Raw genomic sequence first — 15,082 nt, 5'->3', positions numbered from 1 at the left:
CCCATGGCCCGTATCGCTGTCGTCGGAGGGACCGGCTATGCCGGTTCGAACATCGTCGCTGAGGCGGTGTCTCGCGGTCATTCGGTGATCTCGATCGCCCGCTCAGCAGCCACTGAGCCAGTGGAGGGCGCGACGTACATCGAGGGCACGATCCTCGACGTGCCGGCCCTGCTCGCGCAGATCGGCGAGGTCGATGTCGTGATCCAGGCGCTTGCTCCGCGAGGCGACATGGTGGGCAAGGTGCGTCCGGCGACCGCCGAGCTGTTCGCCGCGCTGCCTGATGAGGTCCGTCTGGGCGTCGTCGGTGGCGCCGGCGGCAGCCTCGTCGCTCCCGGAGGAGCGCGTCTCGTCGACACCGATTTCCCAGAGGAGTTCAAGGCGGAGTCGCTTGAAGCCATCGGCGTGCTGGACGACCTGCGGGCTGACACCAGTGGAAAAGACTGGTTCTTCGTGCACCCGGCCGGCGGCTTCGGCGTCTGGGCGCCGGGCGAGCGCACCGGGAAATACCGCGATGGCGGCCCGGTTCTGGTCACGGATGAGAACGGCGAATCCTTCATCTCTGGCCGCGACCTCGGCGTCGCGTTCGTCGATGAGATCGAGAATCCGAAGCACACTCGAGAGAACTTCGCCGTCGGGTACTGAAAACCGCGTGCGAGTGGGTAGCTGTGGCTCGATTTTCTGCGAATCTCGAGCCACAGCTACCCACTCGCAATGAGGGAGAGCCCCTAGACCAGGTCGCGCCAGTCGAGGGCTTCGTCCTCGGCAGAGATCGGCATCGCGCCGGTCATCACCGGAAGCGACATCGTCTCGGTGGGCGGTCCCATGATCGTCGCCTCATCGCGGCGGTGGCGCAGCACTTCGTTGATGTAGGACGTCAGCACCTCCGCGAGCGGAACAGAGCGACCGCCTGCCTGGGACAGGTACCAGCGGTGCTCGAGCACCTGGTGGAAGACCTCTGCAGGCTCCAGCTTCGCTCGCAGGTCATAGGGGATCGCTCGCACGACGGGCTCGAACACGCGCGTGAGCCACTCGTGCGCGTACATCTCCTCGTCTGCCCAGTCCTTCTTCGAGCGTGCCCGGAATTCATCAAGGTCGTTCAATAGGCGACGGGCCTGATTTTCCTCGACGTCAAGCCCGGTCAGGCGGATGAGACGGCGCTGGTGGTGTCCGGCATCCACCACCTTGGGCTGAATTTCCACAACCGTGCCGTCCGCGGTGGTCTTCATCGACATCTCGTCGATGTCGAAGCCCAACGCGTTGAGCCGCTCTACGCGTTCAGTGATGCGCCACGTCTCATTTGCAGAGAAGGATTCCTCGGCAGTGAGGGCAGCCCACAGCGAGTGATACGACGACACGATGCCGTCGGCGATGGCGACAGCATCCACTCCGTGCTCGAGCCGCCCGCCCGCGGCGAGGTCCATGATTTCGCCGGCGATGTTCGTGCGTGCAAGATCCAGGTCGTAGAGGCGTTGCCCGTCGGTGAGGCCTTCTTCGTGCAGCTCGCCGGTTTCGGCATCCACCAGATAGGCGGCGAACGCACCGGCATCGCGCCGGAAAAGCGTGTTCGAGAGGGAGACGTCACCCCAGTAGAAGCCGACGTTGTGCAAGCGAACGAGCAAAAGAGCGAGTGCGTCGACGAGTCGGGTGGCGGTGTCAGGGCGCAGTACGCGGGTGAACAGTGCCCGGTACGGCATGGAGAAGCGCAGGTGGACAGTAACCAGTACAGCGGGGAGGGGATGGCCGTCAGCATCCGTTCGTCCAGCGATCACGGCAGCACGATCAACGCACGGTACGTCCAGGCGGGCCAGGTTTCCGAGCATGTCGTACTCGCGCTGGGCCATCTCTGCGGTCGTCTCCTTGACCGCGACGACGCGACCCGAGAGATCGGCGAAGCGCACCAGGTGTCGGGAGAGGCCCTTGGGGAGCGAAACGATGCGCTCGGAGGGCCACTTCGCGAGCGGAGTCGACCATGGCAGCGACAATAGTTCGGGATTGATCTTGCTGGCGGTGATGCGCAGTGCGTCCTGCATGGTGCTCCCGGAGAAACGACGCGGCGCGGGCGACCCGAAGGAGCCCGCGCCGCGTGTGAAACGAACTTACGAGGCCGAGACGACCGGCTTGTCGTTCAGACGCAGGCCCGACTCGATGTCGAATGCGTGGACGTGACCGGCGGTCGCGGCGAGCGTGACCGTCTGGCCGGCGCTCGGGTGGTTGCGGCCGTCGACGCGTGCGACGAGGTCGGTGCGCTTGCCGTTGACATCTGCGTGGCCGTAGAGGTAGCCGTCAGCGCCGAGCTCTTCGACGAGGTCGACCGTGACCGAGAGACCCTTGCCATCGGCGGGGCCGACGACGATGTCCTCCGGGCGCACGCCCACCGTGACCTGCGAGCCGTTGGCGCGGCCCACGGTGTCGCGGTCGAGCGGGACGACCTCGGTGCCGAACTGCACGCCACCCTCGGCGAGATCCGTCGAGAACAGGTTCATGGCAGGCGAGCCGATGAAGCCGGCAACGAACAGGTTCTCCGGCTTCTCGTACAGGTCGCGGGGCGTGCCGACCTGCTGGAGCAGACCATCCTTGAGCACCGCGATGCGGTCACCCATGGTCAGGGCCTCGGTCTGGTCGTGGGTGACGTAGACCGTGGTGACGCCGAGGCGACGCTGCAGCGACGCGATCTGCGTACGCGTCTGAACGCGAAGCTTGGCGTCAAGGTTCGACAGCGGCTCGTCCATGAGGAACACCTGCGGCTGACGGACGATCGCGCGGCCCATGGCGACACGCTGACGCTGACCACCGGAGAGTGCCTTCGGCTTGCGAGTGAGGTACTCCTCCAGGTCGAGGAGCTTTGCGGCCTCGAGCACGCGGGATGCACGCTCTTCCTTGCCGATGCCCGCGATCTTGAGCGCGAAGCCCATGTTCTCGGCGACGGTCATGTGCGGGTACAGCGCGTAGTTCTGGAAGACCATCGCGATGTCGCGGTCCTTCGGCGGCACGTCGGTGACGTCGCGGTCGCCGATGAGGATGCGGCCGTCGTTGACCTCTTCGAGGCCAGCGAGCATGCGCAGCGAGGTGGACTTACCGCAGCCGGAGGGGCCGACGAGGACGAGGAATTCGCCGTCTGCAACCTCGAGGTTGAGCTTGTCGACCGCCGGGCGGGTTCCGCCGGGGTACAGACGCGTGGCGTCATCGAAAGTTACGGATGCCATTATTTTCTCCTTCACCGGCAGGTACGTGCCGGACGATCCGTTGTGATGGATGCGGTGGATATGAGCCCACCGTGGCCCGCCATCGGGCCGAGTTCAGTATGACATGAACGGCGGCACCTGGGTATTTCCCAGCCTGGCTGGTTAACATCGATGGTGGTCCTGCTCAGCGAAGCGGACGTCAGGGAGCCCGTCCCCACAAGACTTTCAAGAGGAACGATGTCGAGCGACGAAACGCCGAACGTCCCCACCCCTCGCAATTCCCGTGAGGTGGTTCGGGAGAAGGCCCAGCAGGTGCACGCCCAGCAGTCGAGGGTGCGCATTGTGCGAAGGATCATCATTGGGGTGGTCGCCATCGTTGCCGTCGGTGCCATTGGTACCGCAGTGACGATGGCCGTCACGTCGACGATCTCAGAGCCGACCATGAGCCCGAGTGGCATGAAAAGCGATGGCATCGTCGTGCATGACATTCCGGATGCTGTCAGCGAGAGCGTGCCCGTAACGCCATCTCCTGAGGCCCCCGAAGAGATGGCCGAGCCGGAGCCCACCACAGCGACGACTGCCGTCGATGTGCATATCTACGTCGACTATCTCTCGCCTGGTGCGGGGGAGTTTGAGCGAGCCAACGCCCGTCAGTTGTCCGGTTGGATCGACGAGGATGCGGTCACAGTGACCTACCACCCGGTGTCGATGCTTACCGCCAGCTCGAACGGCACGAAGTACTCGTTGCGTTCTGCAGCTGCTGCTGCGTGCGTTGCCACGCACTCGCCCGAGAACTTCTACGCGTTCAACCACGAACTGCTCATCGATCAGCCCGAGGTAGACAGTAACGGTCGTACCGATGTCGAGCTCGCTGACCTCGCTGTCGCCGTAGGCGTCGACGAGCCCAAGGTCGTTCGCAGTTGTATCGAGGGTGCAGACTTCGTCTCATGGGCGAAGGAAGCAACCGCTCGTGCGCTGGCAGGGCCGCTGGCCGGATCCGACGATCTCGTACTCACCAGCGCGCCCATGGTCGTCGTCAACGGCGAGGCGTATGTCGGCTCGCTGAAGGACCCGGCTGAGTTCTCGCAGTTCGTGCTCACCGTCGCCAGCGACACGGATGCCGCGGCGTCACCGTCTCCGACTCCGACGCCGACTGAGGCTTCGGTCGAGACGCCGGCTGAGACCGAGACGCCGGCTCCGGAAGACACACCGGCCGGATAGTCTCGGTTTCGTTTACCGATCGAGTCTGGATTTCACCGATTGAGTCTGGATCGATCAGTTGAGGTGGCGCAGGTAGCGCTCGGGTGAATCGAGGAACCCTCGCCAGGTGCGTACCAGGTCGAGGTCGTCGTACTCTGAGCGGCGCATTCCCCAGTCGCCGAGCTCGTAGCGATCTGCGCCGGGAAATGCCGCGAGGATCGGCGAGTGCGTGGACAGAATGACTTGCGAGCCGCGAGCGACGAAGTCACGCAACTGACCGATCAGTGCGAGGCATCCGGAGACGGAGAGCGCGGATTCGGGCTCATCCAGCATCCAGAGCCCGCGGATGTGCTCGCGTTCCGCGACCAGATCGAGGAACGATTCTCCGTGGCTGCGGGTGTGCAACGGGCCGCCGATCCCCACCTCCTCGAGGTACGAGTAGAACCCGTGCATGGTCTCGGCGCGCAGGAAGAAGCCCTTCTTTGGGGCGCCGCCGTCACGGACGAGTTGCAGATGCTCACCGAGCGCCGATTCCGTCGCGCGCGTGGCGTGCATGGCTCCGGTCGACCCGCCTTCCGGATTCAACCCGTAAGCGATCGCGATCGCTTCGACCAGCGTGGACTTGCCACTGCCGTTCTCACCGGTCAGGACCGTGACCGGGCCGAGGTCCCATCCGCTCTCCAGTACCTGTCGCACGGGCGGCAGAGCGGCCGGCCACGCGTCGAGAGGGGGCGGTGAGAGCGGATGCATCTCAACGCGTCGAATCGGCAATCGCTGGATCACCGCTCCAGTCTGCACTGTGCCTCCGACGCTGTCCGTTCAGAGTTGGCAGCTGGGTGTCATAGAATCTGTAGTGCGGCATCGTTTCGGTGGCGCATGCCGACTTAGCTCAGCTGGTAGAGCACCTGTCTTGTAAACAGGATGTCGCGGGTTCGAACCCCGCAGTCGGCTCCATATCTCACGAATCGTCACAGCGCTCTCACCTACTGCGCGCTGTTCGGCTTCCGCCCGCGCCGCGGCCGATTGTGCCACGCCTCGATCGCCGTCGGAGTCAGATCATCGCGATCCCACAGATAGCCGGACACGTTACCGATCGGGTCGATGAACGCGTCGCTGGCCGAAGACGCTTCCCCAGAATCGCGTCGGCGCATCGTCTGGCGCAGCGACACCGGTGTGACGCCGAGCAGTGCGGCAACTTCATCGATCGTCGCGTAACGCTCGGCAAAGCGGGGTTCGGTCGTGCCGTCACGCAACGCGCGAGGGCGGGGTTTCTCATCGGCCATGGTGTTCTCCCTGTCGTGACGCCCACGATATCCGACGTGGGTCGGCCCCCGGGCTAGCATTGCGGCATGGACGCCGCCGTCACCCGCCTCGATGTGCCTGGCACGTACAATTTTCGCGAGGTCGCCCCCGGTGTGCTGAAACCCGGGCTGCTTTACCGATCGGATGCTCTGCACCGCCTCACCCGCGACGGCCGTAACCGGCTGGTGGAACTCGGCATCCGGCAGGTCATCGACCTGCGTTCGGCAATCGATCGACGTATCGGCGGGCGCGACCGACTGCGTGGAACCGGTGCCGCGTATCTCTCTGTTCCCATCGATGGTGCCCCGCGCAACGTGGACCCGAGCACGCTCACACTCCGGGACGTGTACGACGTGGTGCTCACCCGGCATCAACAGGATCTCGGCCGTGTCATCCGGGCCGTCGCATCCGCCGAAGGCCCGGTCGTCGTGCATTGCACCGCGGGTAAAGATCGCACCGGCCTGGTTTCAGCGCTCATTCTCACTGCGCTCGACATCGACCGCGACATCATCGTGTCGGACTATGCAGCCACCGCGGCGAACCTGTCGGGGGAGTGGACACAGCGGATGCTGCGCAAAATGCGATGGTTCCGTGTGAAGGTCACCGACAACCTCGTCGACGTACTCGCAGGCTCACCGCCCGAACTGCTCAGCGAGATGTTCGACTGGCTCGACAGCGAGCATGGTGGGGCGCTGGCATACCTGGAGCACGCGGGCGTCGACGCCGCAGTGCGGGATCAGCTGAGGCGGGCGCTACTGCCGCCGCGGTGATCGTCAGAACAGTCGATCCGCTTCGCCCTTGTCGTTCTCCCGTGGTGTCACTGTGACGCGCTCGTCGAGGGATGCCGCAGCCAGCAGTGCCTCGTCGATGATGTCCCGCCCTGCCTCGGCGTTCAGCCAGTCCTGCGCGAACGCGGTCGGGATGAGCACCGGCATCCGGTCATGGACGTCGGCCAGGTGGGCCGGGGCCGGGCGCATCACGATGGAATAGCAGGTGAACGATTCGCCGTCGGCAGTGCGACCACGCTGCGTGACGGCGGCCATGCCGAACAATGCACGGTTGTCGAGAGCGAACTCGTGCCACACCCGGCCGGGCTTCTGCATCTCGAACCACCCGGTGGACGGCACGACCGCACGACTCTTCAACCCGCCCGGTCGCTCCTGCAGCCGTTCAGAGCGCGTGTTGATTGACGGGAACTTCGCCGGCTCGCCATTCACCAGATAACCCCACCACGCGGGCTCCAGAGTCGCCCCGGCATCCCGCGGCACGATCAGTGGGCTCAGATTGCGGAGGTTCTTTCCGGTGGGACGCACCGTCTCGCCCGCGTTCTGCGCGGCCCAGACGCGCAGCCCCTCGAGGACATCGGCATCTGCCTCGGCCAGCAGCTCCGCGTCGGTGAAGCGAGGGTCCAGCCCGTAGCTTGCGCACATGCGGCAAGGGTAACGCCGCGCACAGACATTCGGTGGTCAGAAAGAGCAGCGTCTGCTCGGGTAGTGTGCACGAGTGACCGAGACCCGCAGGCTTTCCGCACCGTTGGCGCTGGGCGGTGCCGTCTCGATCGGAGCGATGACCGCGATCCAGGCGCGGATCAACGGCGTGCTCGGAGTCCGTATCGACGATGGCATCCTCGCCGGGCTCATCTCCTTCAGCGTCGGACTTGTCGTCCTGCTCGTCTTCACCATCGCACTGCCATCAGCGCGCGCCGGTGCCGGTCGGCTGTGGCGCGGCATTCGCTCGCGCACGATCCCGACATGGATGCTGCTCGGCGGCGCGTGTGGAGCACTCACGGTCTCCACCCAGGGTGTGACAGCGGGTGTCCTCGGAGTCTCACTCTTCACCGTCGGCGTCGTGGCAGGCCAGACCTTGCACGGTCTTGTCCTCGACCGCATCGGATTCGGACCGGCCGGCGTCGTCGCGGTCACGCCGGGACGCGTGCTCGGTGGTGTCTTCGCGCTCGCCGCGGTCGGCGTCTCGCTCGGGGGAGACGTGCTCGCCGACACACCGCTGTGGCTGCTTCTGCTGCCATTCGCCGCTGGTGTCGGCATCGCGTGGCAGTCGGCCACCAACGGACGCCTCGCGCAACGCGTGCAGTCTCCGATGACCGCGACGCTGATGAGCTTCATCACCGGAACCCTCGTGCTGTGCGTCGCAGCGGGCGTCAGCGTCGCAGTACGCGGGCTGCCGCAGGCACTGCCACTCGAACCCTGGCTGTATCTCGGTGGACTGCTGGGATTCGTGTACATCCTGCTGGGCGCGGCGATCGTCGCCCACACGGGTGTGCTGCTGCTCGGGCTCGGATCCGTGCTCGGACAGCTCGTCGCCTCAGTCGTGATTGACCTGCTCTGGCCGGCCGCGGCGGGGCCGGCGCTGTGGCAGCTGATCGGGATGGTCTTCGTTGCCGTGGCATCCGTTGTCGTGGCCATGCCCTGGCGGCGCCGACAGCGCTGAGAATCGCCCGAGCCCGGACGGGAGGTGGCGCAGATTGCCGCTTAGGTGCGCGGGATGCGACCATCCGCGACCCCTGCCCGAACCGACCCGAGCCGCTACTTCTTCGCAGGCATCCGGGTCAACAGGTCACGGGCGTCGACGCTCTTGCGGCGACCAGGCTTCTTGCCCTGCGGCTTGCCGCCGACGTAGAGCCACCCCAGTAGCTCCTCGTTCTTCTTCAGCCCGTGCGCCTTTGCGACAGCCTTCGAGCGCGTGTAGCCGCCGGTGCGCCAGATGACGCCCCATCCGGCCTCATCCAGCAGCAAGCTGAGCGTGTGTGCGACGCCGGAGGCGACGGCCTCCTGCTCCCACCGCGGCACCTTGTCGCTCTTTTGGTAGCTCGCCACCACAGCGATCAGCAGTGCGGCACGCAGCGGCTTCGACGAAGGGCTCTTGTCGCTCTGTGCCTTCGCGATGGCCTCCCCGAGCACCACGCGATCGTCGCCGCGCAGTTCGATCAGGCGCCACGGCCGCAAAGAGGAATGGTCGGCAACGCGACCTGCCGCGGCCACCAGTGGCAGTAGCTCGTCGCTGGTTGGTGCGTCCTCGGTGACCTTCGACCAGGACTGCCGGGCTAGGGCCGCGTCGAGCGCGCTCACGCCTGGGGAGCCTCGGGCGTGAAGTTCAGCGACAACGAGTTCATGCAGTACCGGTCGCCAGTGGGGGTGCCGAAACCATCCGGGAAAACGTGACCGAGGTGTGAACCGCAGTTCGCGCAGCGGACTTCCGTGCGCTGCATGCCGAGCGTGTTGTCCTCGATGAGCTGCACCGCGTCCGGGCGGATCGACTCGTAGAAGCTCGGCCATCCGCATCCCGAATCGAACTTCGTGCCGCTCTTGAACAGTTCTGTTCCGCAGGCTCCGCAGGTGTACAGGCCGCCACGCTTCTCATCGAGCAGCTCGCCCGTCCAGGCGCGTTCGGTCGCGGCTTTGCGCAGCACCGCGAACTCTTCGTCACCGAGTTCTTCGCGCCATTCGGCATCCGTCTTCTTCACGTTGTAGTCCATGGGGCCTCCTATGTCTCTTCCATTGTCCACCGCGTCGGGCAGCCGTGGGCCGATCACCGGGCGAGAATGGATGGATGACGGATGCTGTGCGCGAACGCTACGACCGTTTTGCGCGCGAGGAGGCGCCCGGCCGCTCTGCGCTGTACGAAGAATGGGCCGCTGGGGTCGCCGCTGACTCCGAAGTGCGGGCGGTGCTCGCCCGCATTCCTGACACGCGCAGGCAGCCGCCACTCGTGTTCGCGGTGACGCGGATGCTGGGCGCGCCACTGGAGGGCTTCGAGAAGTGGCGGGCATTCCTGCTCGCGCACTCAGACGAGATTGTCGCCGAGTGCTCTGCGCGCCGGGTGCAGACCAACGAGCCGCTGCGCCTTGCACCACTGCTTCCGGTGCTCTCCGAGATCGACGGACCAATCGCGCTGCTCGAACTCGGGGCGTCGGGTGGCCTCTGTCTCTACCCCGATCGCTACTCATATCGTTTTGTTGACACCGACGGCACACTGCGCGCGGCTCTCGATCCGGATGGCGGCCCCTCCGAAGTGGTGCTCACCAGCGAGGTGCGTGGGCCGATGCCGCCGGTGCGGATGCCGCGGATCGTCTGGCGTGCCGGGATCGATCTTGACCCGCTCGACGCCGGCGACCCGAGAGACCGTGCCTGGCTGCAGGGACTCGTCTGGCCGGGGGAGACGGGCCGAGAAGCGCGGATCGCTGCGGCCCTCGATATCGTCGCGGCCGATCCGCCGCGGATGGTGCGCGGTGACGCCGGAGCTGAGGTGGCGGCGCTCGCGGCATCCGCTCCGCCAGACGCGACGCTCGTCATCACAACGCCCGGCGTACTCGCCCACATCCCCTGGGCATCAAGGCACGCGCTGATCGCACAACTGCAGCAACTGCCGGCCCGCTGGATCACGATCGACACGCCGACACTGCATGACGTCTGGCATCCGCCGGTCGATGCCGATACCTGGCCGGGGTTCGTCGTCGCGATCGACGGGAAAGTACGTGCGGCCGCGGACCCATTGGGGCGCTGGTGGGAGTGGCGCGCTGGTTCGCCGGAGAATCGCCCTTAGCCTGGACGCATGCTCGGAGACCTCACCGATCGCGACCGCGCGATCCTCGCGCTGGAATCCGCTTGGCCGCGGCACGGTGGCGCGAAGGAAGAGGCCATCCGTACGAAGCTCGGGATGAGTCCCGCTCGCTACTATCAACTGCTCGGCAGGCTGATTGACACAGAGCAGGCACTCGATCATGACCCCCTTCTGGTGCGTCGACTGCGTCGGCTGCGCGAGAACAGGACGGATAAGCGCGTGGCGCGGATGCGTGGATTTGCCGGCTGATGCGTCTCTCCCGGTGCGCTATGTGTGGATTCCAAGGCCTCGACAGATAGCATCGACGAGTGCCCCAGCTTGTCAAAGACCGCTTCGATGATGTTCCCCGTTCCTCAGGACGCGTAGGAGCGCATCGAGCCGAGGCCCCAGGAATGAACGGCTGGGTCGTGTTGCTGTGGTCTTTTGTCGCAGCGCTCGTGATCATCGTCGTCGGTATTTTCGTCGCGCTGATGCTGATGGGGCGCATCACGCTGTTCCCTGGTGCGAATTCCACCGGAGCCCCCGCACCCGAAGTTGCGGGCGTCGTCGACACGTCCTACTCAGTACTCGTGCTCAACGCCACGCCGGAGTCTGGACTCGACGTGCAGTTGCGTGACACCCTGCTGAACAACGGATGGCCCGCCGATTCAGTGAGCTACGGCGAGGCCGGTCAGCAGGACTTCGCCGAGACAACCGTCTACTACGTGGCAGAGGCAGACCAGCTGGCCGCGATCGGCCTGGCTGACGTGATCGGCGGAGCTCAGGTCTCGGAGAGCGATTTCTATGCTGACCCGAATGACCCCGAGCAGAAGCAGCTTGTCGTCGTCATCGGCCTTGATCGCTCGAGCGTCGAGCCCGAGTCTGTGGAGACTCCCGCAGAATAAGCACCCTCCGCGGCTTGCACTCGATGGGGTCGAGTGCCAGAATGGGCGTTAGCACTCTCGTACTGTGAGTGCTAACCAGAACGTCTACGTCCAGGAGGGACGACAAAACTCATGGCAAAGATCATCGCTTTCGATGAGGAGGCCCGTCGCGGTCTCGAGCGCGGCCTCAACATCCTCGCCGACGCTGTCAAGGTGACCCTCGGCCCGCGCGGTCGCAACGTCGTGCTTGAGAAGAAGTGGGGCGCTCCCACGATCACTAACGACGGTGTGTCGATCGCCAAGGAGATCGAGCTGGACGACCCGTACGAGAAGATCGGTGCGGAGCTCGTCAAGGAGGTCGCCAAGAAGACCGATGACGTCGCAGGTGATGGAACCACCACCGCGACCGTCCTCGCTCAGGCACTCGTTCGTGAAGGCCTGCGCAACGTCGCAGCCGGCGCCGACCCGATCTCGCTCAAGCGCGGCATCGAGAAGGCTGTTGCAGCGATCACCGCGGAGCTGCTCGCCAGCGCCAGGGAGATCGATTCGAAGGAGCAGATTGCCGCTACGGCATCTATCTCCGCCGCTGACACCGAAATCGGCGAGCTCATCGCCGAGGCGATCGACAAGGTCGGCAAGGAAGGCGTTGTCACCGTCGAGGAGTCGCAGACCTTCGGCACCGAGCTCGAGCTCACCGAGGGCATGCGCTTCGACAAGGGCTACCTGAACCCGTACTTCGTGACGGATGCAGACCGCCAGGAGGCCGTGTTCGAGGAGCCTTACATCCTCATCGCGAACTCGAAGATCTCGAGCATCAAGGATCTTCTCCCGATCGTCGACAAGGTGATCCAGGAAGGCAAGGAGCTTGTCATCATTGCCGAGGACGTCGAGGGCGAAGCTCTTGCGACTCTGGTGCTGAACAAGATCCGCGGCATCTTCAAGTCGGCTGCCGTCAAGGCTCCCGGCTTCGGCGACCGTCGCAAGGCGCAGCTGCAGGACATCGCAATCCTCACCGGTGGTCAGGTCATCACCGAAGAGGTTGGTCTCAAGCTCGAGAACACCACGCTCGACCTGCTGGGCCGTGCGCGCAAGGTCATCATCACCAAGGACGAGACAACAATCGTCGAGGGTGCTGGCGAGACCGAGCAGATCGAGGGTCGCGTAACCCAGATCCGCCGCGAGATCGAGAACACCGACAGCGACTACGACCGTGAGAAGCTCCAGGAGCGTCTCGCCAAGCTCGCTGGTGGCGTTGCGGTCATCAAGGCCGGAGCGGCAACCGAGGTCGAGCTCAAGGAGCGCAAGCACCGCATCGAGGACGCCGTTCGCAACGCGAAGGCAGCCGTCGAAGAGGGCATCGTCCCCGGTGGTGGCGTCGCGCTCATCCAGGCTGGCACGAAGGCACTTGATGGTCTTGAGCTCACGGGTGACGAGGCAACGGGTGCGAACATCGTTCGCGTCGCCATCTCGGCTCCGCTCAAGCAGATTGCGCTCAACGCTGGTCTCGAGCCCGGTGTCGTCGCGCACAAGGTCTCCGAGCTTCCCAGCGGTCACGGCCTCAACGCCGCAACCGGTGAGTACGTGGAGATGTTTGCCGCTGGCATCATCGACCCCGCCAAGGTGACGCGCTCGGCGCTGCAGAACGCAGCCTCGATCGCCGGTCTCTTCCTCACCACTGAGGTCGTTGTCGCCGACAAGCCTGAGCGGGCCGCAGCTCCGGCTGGCGACCCGACGGGTGGCATGGACTTCTAAGTCCACACGCACAGACAGAAACGCCCCGGCCTCGGCCGGGGCGTTTCTGCGTTCGGGGGTAAGTCAGCGAAAGAGGCTTGCCGAGTACTGATCGGCATCTGAGTACTGCGTCGCCGCAGATCCCAGTGCAACGCCGATTGAATCCAGCACCTGTTCGACATGCATCTGGGCGGCACTCCACTGATCGCTGCAGCCTTGGAACGCCACTGATGCAGCGCCTGTCCACGAAGACTGCAACTGGGTGAGCTGTGCTTTCAGCGCCAGCGACTCGCTGCGCAATCGTTCCATTGTGGCTCTTGCGGCACCGTTGGCGGCAAAGACGGCCTCGGTGTCGACGGTGTATACGGACATGGGAACTCCTTTCGTCGGAGCTCATACGTTACGAGAGTGCCGGTCGGCGCGTGAGGCGAGAAACCACGTTCCGTGGATGAGCGACAGCGTCACCAATTGGTGGAGAACGAGTCAGCCCAGTGTGCGTCAGAGAGCGTCAGAGATCAAAGAGCGTCGAGGTTCAGTCGCTCCAGCGGCTGGGTGTCTTCCAACAGGTGCTCAGGCGTCGCCTGAGAAGGCGCGAGCGGGAAGATCACCGTGAACGTCGCGCCCCCTCCCGGCGTCTCGTCGACGCGTACGCTGCCGTGGAGGGCGGAGACGATCGATGACACGATCGCGAGGCCGAGGCCGGAACCGCCGGTCTCACGCGCCCTGGATGTGTCTGCGCGCCAGAAGCGTTCGAAGATCTGCTCACGGATCTCCGGCGGGATGCCTTCGCCATGATCGACGATCGAGATACTGCCGGTGCCGGCCGCGCGATCCGTATCGACGACGAGTTCGATCGGGCTGTCCTCTGCGGAGAACCGCCGGGCATTGCCCAGCAGGTTCGCCACGACCTGGCGCACCTTGTTTTCCTCGCCGAGGATGATCGGCGGCGTGCGCACCGGAATATCTTCTGCTTCGGTGAAGTCGATCTCCGGCATCGCCTGCCCAGTAGTGCGGGGCTTGCGGCGCAGTCGGGCAAGTGCGCCAGCGCGCGCCCGTGAGGTGGGCGTGCTGGAAGTCTCCGGCCGCGGCGAGTGGGTTCGCAGCGAGGCGGTCGGCACGGCATCCACTGTCTTGTCGACGACGGTGATCGTTCGCCGCGGGGCAGTGGCGCGCAGATCGAGCGCGGCGTCACGGGCGACCGGTCGCAGATCGAGCGGCACGATCTGCAGCTCCGGCTCTTCATCGAGCCTTGCGAGAGCGAGCAGATCCTCGACGAGCACGCCCATCCGGATCGCTTCCTTCTCGATGCGCTCCATCGCCCTGGCCGTGTCTTCTTCGCCACGGATCGCGCCCATACGGTAGAGCTCCGCATAACCGCGCACGCTCACCAGCGGCGTGCGCAGCTCGTGGCTGGCATCGCCGATGAAGCGGCGCATGTGCCGCACTGTGCGGTCACGCTGCGCGATCGACTCGTCGATTCGCTCGAGCATCGTGTTGATCGCGAAGTTGAGACGGCCCACCTCGGTGGTGGGCTCGAAGTCGGTGAGGCGCTGGCTGAAGTCACCGGAGGCGATCAGCATTGCGGTGGATTCGACCTGCCCGAGGCGGCGGAAGGTGAGCGTGACGAGGCCTCGGATGAGGAGCGCCGCGACCAGCGTCGTGACAAGTGCCACGGTCGTGTAGACCGCGAAGTACTGGCTGATGATGCGGTCGGCCTCTTCCAGAGGCAGCGCGACGTACTGCACATACAGGGTGCCGTCCGGGCCACCGCGCCCGGCGACGGACGCGTGAAACGCGCTGCCGTCCGCACTCTTCAGGGGGAGAATCTTGCCGTCGAGGGCGTAGGCCTGTTCGAGCGTGAACGTCTCGGGGAAAACTGGCAGCGGTGTATCCGCCGGCCCGGGTGACTGCGCGAGAAGGGTGCCATCGGCGGCATACACCGCGAAGACGTAGTCGGCCGCGCGTGGGGCCGTCTCGGATGGGGTGAGTGCCAGGTTACCGTCGACCAGCTCCATGTCGAACCAGCGGCTGGCGAGGTCACTCGTGACCAGTGACGGCAGTTGCGCGTTGATGTTCTCGACCAGGGAATTGCGCAGCAGCGGCACCGTGCCGATACCGGCGACGAGAAGGCCGAGCGCGAGGACAGCGACGGTGACCCCGGTGACCTTCGCGCGAAGGCTGATCCGCCGCCACCAACCGGTGACGGCGTCAGGCTGTTGCCCCATG

General features: G+C 65.3%; 17 protein-coding genes and 1 tRNA gene. 9 read left to right on the top strand and 9 right to left on the bottom strand.

All coding sequences use genetic code 11. The features are described 5' to 3' along the window. Window positions 1–3: 3 nt before the first annotated feature. Window positions 4–642: an NAD(P)-dependent oxidoreductase gene (locus ACSU04_RS16310; RefSeq protein ID WP_439290298.1), complete on the top strand. Its 639-nt coding sequence runs from the start codon at window positions 4–6 to the stop codon at window positions 640–642. Window positions 643–725: 83 nt separating this feature from the next. Here ACSU04_RS16310 and ACSU04_RS16305 read toward each other — a convergent pair whose 3' ends face one another. Together ACSU04_RS16305 and ACSU04_RS16300 are read right to left on the bottom strand one after the other, a co-directional pair. Beyond that, window positions 726–2,030 carry a DUF4032 domain-containing protein gene (locus ACSU04_RS16305; protein ID WP_439280788.1) on the bottom strand — a complete coding sequence of 435 codons (1,305 nt, stop codon included), beginning with the start codon at window positions 2,028–2,030 and terminating at the stop codon, window positions 726–728. 66 nt (window positions 2,031–2,096) lie between these two features. Continuing rightward, window positions 2,097–3,203, bottom strand: a complete 1,107-nt coding sequence (locus tag ACSU04_RS16300; protein ID WP_439280787.1) for an ABC transporter ATP-binding protein — start codon at window positions 3,201–3,203, stop codon at window positions 2,097–2,099. A 216-nt stretch (window positions 3,204–3,419) separates the two neighbouring features. Between ACSU04_RS16300 and ACSU04_RS16295 the strand changes: the two genes are divergently transcribed. After that, a complete protein-coding gene (locus ACSU04_RS16295) occupies window positions 3,420–4,403 on the top strand; it encodes a protein-disulfide isomerase (protein WP_439290297.1) in 984 nt (327 codons plus the stop codon). Window positions 4,404–4,457: 54 nt separating this feature from the next. Here the strand turns inward: ACSU04_RS16295 and ACSU04_RS16290 are convergent, their stop codons facing one another. Beyond that, window positions 4,458–5,132, bottom strand: a complete 675-nt coding sequence (locus tag ACSU04_RS16290; RefSeq protein WP_439290359.1) for an AAA family ATPase — start codon at window positions 5,130–5,132, stop codon at window positions 4,458–4,460. A 128-nt stretch (window positions 5,133–5,260) separates the two neighbouring features. Between ACSU04_RS16290 and ACSU04_RS16285 the strand changes: the two genes are divergently transcribed. Then, window positions 5,261–5,336 (top strand) — tRNA-Thr (locus ACSU04_RS16285). A 29-nt stretch (window positions 5,337–5,365) separates the two neighbouring features. Here ACSU04_RS16285 and ACSU04_RS16280 read toward each other — a convergent pair. Then, complete coding sequence (locus ACSU04_RS16280) at window positions 5,366–5,665, bottom strand: hypothetical protein (RefSeq protein ID WP_439290296.1); 300 nt, start codon at window positions 5,663–5,665, stop codon at window positions 5,366–5,368. 66 nt (window positions 5,666–5,731) lie between these two features. On the opposite strand from ACSU04_RS16280, the gene ACSU04_RS16275 reads away from it, so the two are divergent. Further along, window positions 5,732–6,454 (top strand): tyrosine-protein phosphatase, encoded by a 723-nt coding sequence (locus ACSU04_RS16275; RefSeq protein WP_439280774.1) that lies wholly within the window; start codon window positions 5,732–5,734, stop codon window positions 6,452–6,454. 3 nt (window positions 6,455–6,457) lie between these two features. Here ACSU04_RS16275 and ACSU04_RS16270 read toward each other — a convergent pair whose 3' ends face one another. Next, entirely contained in the window at window positions 6,458–7,114 is a 657-nt protein-coding gene (locus ACSU04_RS16270; RefSeq protein ID WP_439290295.1) for an SOS response-associated peptidase family protein, read from the bottom strand. Window positions 7,115–7,217: 103 nt separating this feature from the next. Here ACSU04_RS16270 and ACSU04_RS16265 point away from each other — a divergent pair, with 103 nt between their 5' ends. Beyond that, window positions 7,218–8,132, top strand: coding sequence for a DMT family transporter (locus ACSU04_RS16265; protein ID WP_439290358.1), 915 nt, complete (start codon window positions 7,218–7,220; stop codon window positions 8,130–8,132). Between the two features lie 95 nt (window positions 8,133–8,227). Here the strand turns inward: ACSU04_RS16265 and ACSU04_RS16260 are convergent, their stop codons facing one another. Further along, a complete protein-coding gene (locus ACSU04_RS16260; RefSeq protein ID WP_439290294.1) occupies window positions 8,228–8,770 on the bottom strand; it encodes a nitroreductase family protein in 543 nt (180 codons plus the stop codon). After that, window positions 8,767–9,177, bottom strand: coding sequence for a peptide-methionine (R)-S-oxide reductase MsrB (msrB, locus tag ACSU04_RS16255; RefSeq protein WP_439280771.1), 411 nt, complete (start codon window positions 9,175–9,177; stop codon window positions 8,767–8,769). Before msrB ends, ACSU04_RS16260 begins: the two co-directional genes overlap by 4 nt. 74 nt (window positions 9,178–9,251) lie before the next feature. Here msrB and ACSU04_RS16250 point away from each other — a divergent pair, with 74 nt between their 5' ends. The 4 genes from ACSU04_RS16250 (at window position 9,252) to groL (ending at window position 12,877) form a co-directional block, all read left to right on the top strand. Then, a complete protein-coding gene (locus tag ACSU04_RS16250) occupies window positions 9,252–10,244 on the top strand; it encodes a DUF2332 family protein (protein ID WP_439290293.1) in 993 nt (330 codons plus the stop codon). A 9-nt stretch (window positions 10,245–10,253) separates the two neighbouring features. After that, on the top strand, window positions 10,254–10,511 hold the full coding sequence (locus tag ACSU04_RS16245; RefSeq protein ID WP_439290292.1) for a DUF3263 domain-containing protein: 258 nt from the start codon (window positions 10,254–10,256) through the stop codon (window positions 10,509–10,511). A 59-nt stretch (window positions 10,512–10,570) separates the two neighbouring features. Beyond that, the gene (locus ACSU04_RS16240) at window positions 10,571–11,146 is read left to right on the top strand and encodes a LytR C-terminal domain-containing protein (RefSeq protein ID WP_439290291.1); all 576 of its coding nucleotides are present in this window, start codon (window positions 10,571–10,573) and stop codon (window positions 11,144–11,146) included. Window positions 11,147–11,257: 111 nt separating this feature from the next. Further along, entirely contained in the window at window positions 11,258–12,877 is a 1,620-nt protein-coding gene (gene groL / locus ACSU04_RS16235; protein ID WP_439290290.1) for a chaperonin GroEL, read from the top strand. A 63-nt stretch (window positions 12,878–12,940) separates the two neighbouring features. On the opposite strand, the gene ACSU04_RS16230 is transcribed toward groL, so the two are convergent. Further along, entirely contained in the window at window positions 12,941–13,228 is a 288-nt protein-coding gene (locus ACSU04_RS16230) for a WXG100 family type VII secretion target (protein ID WP_439280766.1), read from the bottom strand. 143 nt (window positions 13,229–13,371) lie between these two features. Continuing rightward, window positions 13,372–15,081 carry a sensor histidine kinase gene (locus ACSU04_RS16225; protein WP_439290289.1) on the bottom strand — a complete coding sequence of 570 codons (1,710 nt, stop codon included), beginning with the start codon at window positions 15,079–15,081 and terminating at the stop codon, window positions 13,372–13,374. Between the last annotated feature and the right edge of the window lies 1 nt (window position 15,082).

The organism is Microbacterium sp. A84 (assembly GCF_051842815.1).
In the GTDB taxonomy this organism is placed as follows: Bacteria; Actinomycetota; Actinomycetes; order Actinomycetales; family Microbacteriaceae; genus Microbacterium.
The sequence above is the reverse complement of the archived record's forward strand: the minus strand, read 5'-3'. Positions and strand labels throughout refer to the sequence as shown.

Coding starts and splice junctions, on each gene's coding strand:
- ACSU04_RS16310 (WP_439290298.1), top strand. CDS start 4: ATGGCCCGTATCGCTGTCGTCGGAGGGACCGGCTATGCCGGTTCGAAC.
- ACSU04_RS16305 (WP_439280788.1), bottom strand. CDS start 2,030: ATGCAGGACGCACTGCGCATCACCGCCAGCAAGATCAATCCCGAACTA.
- ACSU04_RS16300 (WP_439280787.1), bottom strand. CDS start 3,203: ATGGCATCCGTAACTTTCGATGACGCCACGCGTCTGTACCCCGGCGGA.
- ACSU04_RS16295 (WP_439290297.1), top strand. CDS start 3,420: ATGTCGAGCGACGAAACGCCGAACGTCCCCACCCCTCGCAATTCCCGT.
- ACSU04_RS16290 (WP_439290359.1), bottom strand. CDS start 5,132: ATGCATCCGCTCTCACCGCCCCCTCTCGACGCGTGGCCGGCCGCTCTG.
- ACSU04_RS16280 (WP_439290296.1), bottom strand. CDS start 5,665: ATGGCCGATGAGAAACCCCGCCCTCGCGCGTTGCGTGACGGCACGACC.
- ACSU04_RS16275 (WP_439280774.1), top strand. CDS start 5,732: ATGGACGCCGCCGTCACCCGCCTCGATGTGCCTGGCACGTACAATTTT.
- ACSU04_RS16270 (WP_439290295.1), bottom strand. CDS start 7,114: ATGTGCGCAAGCTACGGGCTGGACCCTCGCTTCACCGACGCGGAGCTG.
- msrB (WP_439280771.1), bottom strand. CDS start 9,177: ATGGACTACAACGTGAAGAAGACGGATGCCGAATGGCGCGAAGAACTC.
- ACSU04_RS16250 (WP_439290293.1), top strand. CDS start 9,252: ATGACGGATGCTGTGCGCGAACGCTACGACCGTTTTGCGCGCGAGGAG.
- ACSU04_RS16245 (WP_439290292.1), top strand. CDS start 10,254: ATGCTCGGAGACCTCACCGATCGCGACCGCGCGATCCTCGCGCTGGAA.
- groL (WP_439290290.1), top strand. CDS start 11,258: ATGGCAAAGATCATCGCTTTCGATGAGGAGGCCCGTCGCGGTCTCGAG.
- ACSU04_RS16230 (WP_439280766.1), bottom strand. CDS start 13,228: ATGTCCGTATACACCGTCGACACCGAGGCCGTCTTTGCCGCCAACGGT.
- ACSU04_RS16225 (WP_439290289.1), bottom strand. CDS start 15,081: ATGGGGCAACAGCCTGACGCCGTCACCGGTTGGTGGCGGCGGATCAGC.